Annotated in this window: 5 protein-coding genes and 1 tRNA gene; 5 read left to right on the forward strand and 1 reads right to left on the reverse strand. The window is 60.0% G+C overall.

Annotated features, from left to right (window positions below; all coding sequences use genetic code 11):
* The first annotated feature begins 261 nt into the window (after positions 1-261).
* The 5 genes from WA989_RS13810 (at position 262) to WA989_RS13830 (ending at position 4,327) form a co-directional block, all read left to right on the forward strand.
* The gene (locus WA989_RS13810; RefSeq protein ID WP_424341070.1) at positions 262-1,689 is read left to right on the forward strand and encodes a circularly permuted type 2 ATP-grasp protein; all 1,428 of its coding nucleotides are present in this window, start codon (positions 262-264) and stop codon (positions 1,687-1,689) included.
* Positions 1,689-2,627, forward strand: coding sequence for an alpha-E domain-containing protein (locus WA989_RS13815; RefSeq protein WP_424341074.1), 939 nt, complete (start codon positions 1,689-1,691; stop codon positions 2,625-2,627). The genes WA989_RS13810 and WA989_RS13815 overlap by 1 nt, the downstream gene beginning before the upstream one ends.
* Before the next feature lie 9 nt (positions 2,628-2,636).
* Positions 2,637-3,437: a transglutaminase family protein gene (locus WA989_RS13820; protein ID WP_424341071.1), complete on the forward strand. Its 801-nt coding sequence runs from the start codon at positions 2,637-2,639 to the stop codon at positions 3,435-3,437.
* 24 nt (positions 3,438-3,461) lie between these two features.
* The gene (locus WA989_RS13825) at positions 3,462-4,196 is read left to right on the forward strand and encodes a peptidase (protein ID WP_424341072.1); all 735 of its coding nucleotides are present in this window, start codon (positions 3,462-3,464) and stop codon (positions 4,194-4,196) included.
* A gap of 55 nt (positions 4,197-4,251) precedes the next feature.
* A tRNA-Lys gene (locus WA989_RS13830) sits at positions 4,252-4,327 on the forward strand.
* 13 nt (positions 4,328-4,340) lie between these two features.
* Here WA989_RS13830 and WA989_RS13835 read toward each other — a convergent pair.
* Positions 4,341-4,956, reverse strand: a 616-nt coding sequence (locus WA989_RS13835; RefSeq protein WP_424341073.1) for a HupE/UreJ family protein, incomplete at its 5' end; no start/stop codon positions are given.

Raw genomic sequence — 4,956 nt, forward strand, 5'->3', positions numbered from 1 at the left:
AAAAACGCAGGACACGTCACGCGGTTGCACCACCGTCAGCACTCGCGCAATAGCTGTGTGTCTAATTTGTCACATTCCGCGAGACCGCCGCTGGCTTTGCCTTGCGGGCGAATTAGATGAGTGAAAAGCCCGCTTCGCATCGCCTGCGATTTGTGCAGGTCTGGCGGTAAGCGGCAGAATTCTAGATCATTTTTTGCTTATTTGCTGATCAGGCCGCATAATGGGTCATACTGTAATAGAATAACCGCAGAGCCAGTATTTATGCCGGACAACCAGCCGCCTTTTGATGAAATGTTTGCCGCAGAAAATGTACCGCGTGCACCGTATCAAGACTATTTTGACTGGTATGAATCCGAACAGCCCAAAACGCTGAAGAAGAAGGCCAAGGCCGCCGAACAGGCCTTCCGGCGGACCGGGATCACCTTCAACGTGTATGGCCGCGAAGAGGCGAATGAGCGGCTGATCCCGTTCGACATCGTGCCGCACATCCTGTCGAATCAGGAGTGGAAGAAGCTTTCGGAGGGCATCGAACAGCGCGTTCTGGCGCTCAACGCCTTCCTGCATGACATCTATCACCGTCAGGAGATCATCAAGGCGGGGCGGATCCCGCGGGAGATGATCAGCACCAATGTCGCTTTCGAGCCGCGCATGATCGGCGTCGAGCCGCCCGGTGGCATCTACACCCACATTGTCGGAACCGATATCGTGCGCACCGGGGAAAATGAATTCTTCGTCCTGGAAGACAATGCCCGTACCCCGTCCGGCGTCTCCTACATGCTGGAAAATCGCGAAACCATGTTCGAGATGTTTCCGGACCTCTTCATCCGCAACAAGGTCTGTTCGGTCTCGACCTATCCAAAGCGTCTGCGCCGGTCCCTGTCGGGCTGCGTGCCTCCCGCCTGCGGGGACAGGCCGGTCATCGCCGTGCTGACGCCGGGCATCCATAATTCAGCTTATTTCGAACACTCCTTCCTGGCAGACGAGATGGGCGCAGAACTTGTCGAGGGGAATGATCTTCGCGTCGTCAATGGCCGCGTTGCGATGCGCACGACGCAGGGCTTCACGCCGGTCGACGTGCTTTACCGCCGGGTCGATGATGATTTCCTCGACCCGCTGAATTTCAATCCTGACTCGCTTCTGGGCGTTCCCGGCATTTTCGATATCTACAGGGCAGGGGGCATCACGATTGCCAATGCGCCCGGCACGGGCATCGCCGATGACAAGGCGATCTATTCCTACATGCCCGATATTGTAGAGTTCTACACGGGCGAGAAGGCCAAGCTCAACAATGTGCCGACCTGGCGCTGCTCGGAGCCGGAATCGCTGGCCTATGTGCTCGACAATCTTGCCGACCTTGTCGTCAAGGAAGTCCACGGCTCGGGCGGCTATGGCATGCTGGTCGGACCGGCGGCCAGCAAGAAGGAGATCGAGGCGTTCAGGGCCAAGCTCAAGGCCAAGCCGGACGGCTACATCGCCCAGCCGACCCTGGCGCTGTCCACGGTGCCGATCTTTACAAACAGTGGTCTGGCGCCGCGCCATGTTGATTTGCGGCCTTTCGTGCTGGTCTCGCCCAACGGCGTCGACATTACGCCCGGCGGGCTGACGCGGGTGGCGCTGAAGAAGGGGTCTCTGGTCGTCAATTCCAGCCAGGGCGGCGGCACAAAAGATACGTGGGTGCTTGAATCATGATGCTCGGCAAGACAGCAGGCGGCCTGTTCTGGATGTGCCGTTATCTTGAACGCAGCGCAAATACGGCACGGCTGATCGAGGCAGGCGCCCGAATGGCGATGACGCGCGCGTCGGCATCCGACGCCGAATGGCAGTCGGTTCTGACCACCGCAAATGCCAAACAGGGCTATCTTGAACGCCATGACACAGTCGAACGTAGCGCCGTGATCGACTATATCCTGCGCGACAAGACCAATCCGTCCTCGGTGATGTCCGTGGTCGATGCGGCGCGCAACAATGCCCGCATGGTCCGGGTCGCGCTGACCCGCGAAGTCTGGGAGGCGGTCAATGATACATGGATGCGCCTGAAAGATGCGCTCGCCCGGCAGGTGAGCGAGAAAGACCTGCCCAATGTGCTCGAACTCATCCGCCAGCAGAGCGCGCAGGTGCGCGGTGCACTTCATGGCACGATGCTGCGCAATGACATTTTCAATTTCTGCCGGATCGGCACGTTTCTCGAACGGGCAGACAATGTCGCGCGCATTCTTGATGTGAAATATTATGTGCTGTTGCCGTCTGTCTCGCTCGTCGGTTCGTCGATCGACAATTTCCAGTGGGAGGCGATCCTGCGGTCTGCCGCGGCGGAGCGCAGCTTTGCCTGGCTCAACAAGGAAACCGGTCCGCGCGCGATTGCGGAATTCCTCATCCTCGATCAGCGCCTGCCGCGCTCGCTGGCCTTCTGCTATATCAATCTGGCGCGAAACCTCTCCTATCTCGAAGCCGAGTATGGCGAGAGCCGGCCGTCTCAGGAACTGTGCAATACGACGCTGCAGAACCTCACCACGACCGGCATCGACGAGATTATCGAGAACGGGCTGCATGAATTCATCACCGCCATCATCAAGGACAGCCACGAGCTCGGCCTGCAGGTCGAGCGCGATTACCGCTTTTATGAATAAGGTTTCCCAATGCGTCTGAAGATAGAACATCACACGCGCTACGAGTTTGGCGAGCCTGCGGGCTATGGGCTGCAGCAATTGAGACTGACGCCGAAATCACGGCAGGGCCAGACGGTCCTGAACTGGCAGACCGACATAGATGGCGGCACCAAACAGGCGAGTTTTGTTGACCAGTACAACAATCAGACGCTGCTCGTGAGCGTCGAGCCTGGCATTACCTGTCTGAATGTCACGGCGCATGGCGAGGTCGAGACCGATGACAAGGCCGGTGTGGTGGGCAAGCATGGCGGGTGCACCCCGCTCTGGCTCTATCTGCGCGACACGCCGCTGACCAAGCCCGGACCGACCATCCGCCGGATCGCAAAGTCCCTTGGCGATGATTATGATGACCAGGTCGCCCGGCTGCATGGCCTGATGGCGATCATAAAGGGCGATGTGGACTATGAGACGGGCATGACGGATGCCAAGACGACGGGCGAGGAAGCCGCGACGGCCGGCCATGGTGTCTGCCAGGACCATACCCACATCTTCGCTGCGGCCGCCCGCATCCTCGGTTTTCCGGCCCGCTATGTCAGCGGCTATCTGATGATGAACGACCGTGTGCAACAGGACGCTTCTCACGCTTGGGCAGAAGTATATGTTGAGAATCTGGGCTGGGTCGGATTCGACGTCTCGAACGCCATATCGCCGGATTCGCGTTATGTGGCGGTCGCAACGGGACTGGACTATCGCGACGCAGCCCCGATTTCAGGCCTGTCAATTGGACCGGGGGCCGAGAATCTGGAAGTGACGGTTCAGGTGCAACAGTAAGACAAGGCGAGATCGCGAAACAAGATGACCTATTGCGTGGGGCTCCGCCTCGACCGGGGGCTGGTTTTCATGTCAGACACGCGCACCAATGCGGGCGTCGACAACATCTCCAAATACCGCAAGATGTTCACCTGGAACGCGCCGGGCGACCGCACCATCGTGATCATGACGGCCGGCAATCTCGCAACGACACAGGCCGTGGTCAGCGTTCTTCAGGAGCGCACCAAGGCGCCGGAAGACCGCAGCCCCTCCATCCTCGAAGTGCCGTCCATGTTTCAGGCCGCCCGGCTGGTCGGTAATACGCTTCGTGAGGTGATCGAGGACAGCGCGCCCGGCACCGAGCCAGAGGCGGAATCGAAGTTCCGCGCAACGATCATCCTGGGCGGACAGATCGCCGGCGCCGAGCCGCGCCTGTTCCTGATCTATCCGGAAGGCAATTTCGTGGAAGCCAGCGCCGAGACGCCCTTCTTCCAGATCGGCGAGACCAAATATGGCCGCCCGATCCTGATCCGCGCCTATGAGCCCGACATGAGCTTCGAGGCGGCCGTCAAGCTGATGATGGTGTCCTTCGATTCAACCATCAAAGCCAATCTGTCTGTCGGCCTGCCGCTCGATCTCCTCCTGTATGAGACCGACCAGCTCGACATAACCAGCCAGCGCCGGATCGAGGATGATGATCCTTATTTCAACCTGATCTCGGACAATTGGGGCGAAGCGCTGAAATTCGCCTTCGGCTCTCTGCCGGACTACAAGCTCTGAACAAGGGTTTGCCTTTTCGCAGCCCAGCCCCTACATCCCGTCATCCTTCCGGTATGCGCCTATAGCTCAGTTGGTAGAGCAGCTGACTCTTAATCAGCGGGTCCGAGGTTCGAATCCTCGTGGGCGCACCACTCCCCAGATTGATCACAGGCTTCCAAATGCGGTCAGTCTTTCGATCAGCCAGACTGTGCCGGCGGTGCCGATGAAATAGGCGGCCAGCGCCTTGCTGGGTGTGCGCAGGCGGCTGATGAGCCACCAGAGCGCGCTTGCGGCGGCGACAAGCAGAATGACGAACAGGATCTGTCCGGCCTCGACGCCGAGATTGAACAGGACCAGCGCCCAGATTTCCTGCGCTTTTGGCAGGCCGATCTCTGACAGTGCGCCGGCAAAGCCGAAACCGTGGATCAGACCGAAGCCGAAGGCGACAAGCCAGGGCTGGCGGCTCGCCAGGGTTTCGCGGCCCGATAGCCGGAGCAGGGCTTCGCGCCCAAGCAGGATGATGCTGAGCGCGATGACGGCCTCCACCGGCGGGCCGGGCAGGGTGATCCCGGCGAGCGCCGAGAGGGCAAGCGTAAGCGAGTGGGCGAGGCTGAAGGCGGTGACCGTCCAGAAGAGCTGGCGCACGCGCACGACAAGGCAGAGGCCGAGCACGAAGAGCAGGTGGTCAAATCCGAACAGGATGTGCTCGACACCGAGACGGAAATAGGCGCCGAGCGGCGCGCCCGGGACGGGTCTCGACAGGTCGAGGGACGGCGCGTTC

Origin of the sequence: Henriciella sp., from assembly GCF_049649345.1 — a bacterium.
GTDB lineage: Bacteria > Pseudomonadota > Alphaproteobacteria > Caulobacterales > Hyphomonadaceae > Henriciella.

Coding starts and splice junctions, on each gene's coding strand:
- WA989_RS13825 (WP_424341072.1), top strand. CDS start 3,462: ATGACCTATTGCGTGGGGCTCCGCCTCGACCGGGGGCTGGTTTTCATG.
- WA989_RS13810 (WP_424341070.1), top strand. CDS start 262: ATGCCGGACAACCAGCCGCCTTTTGATGAAATGTTTGCCGCAGAAAAT.
- WA989_RS13820 (WP_424341071.1), top strand. CDS start 2,637: ATGCGTCTGAAGATAGAACATCACACGCGCTACGAGTTTGGCGAGCCT.
- WA989_RS13815 (WP_424341074.1), top strand. CDS start 1,689: ATGCTCGGCAAGACAGCAGGCGGCCTGTTCTGGATGTGCCGTTATCTT.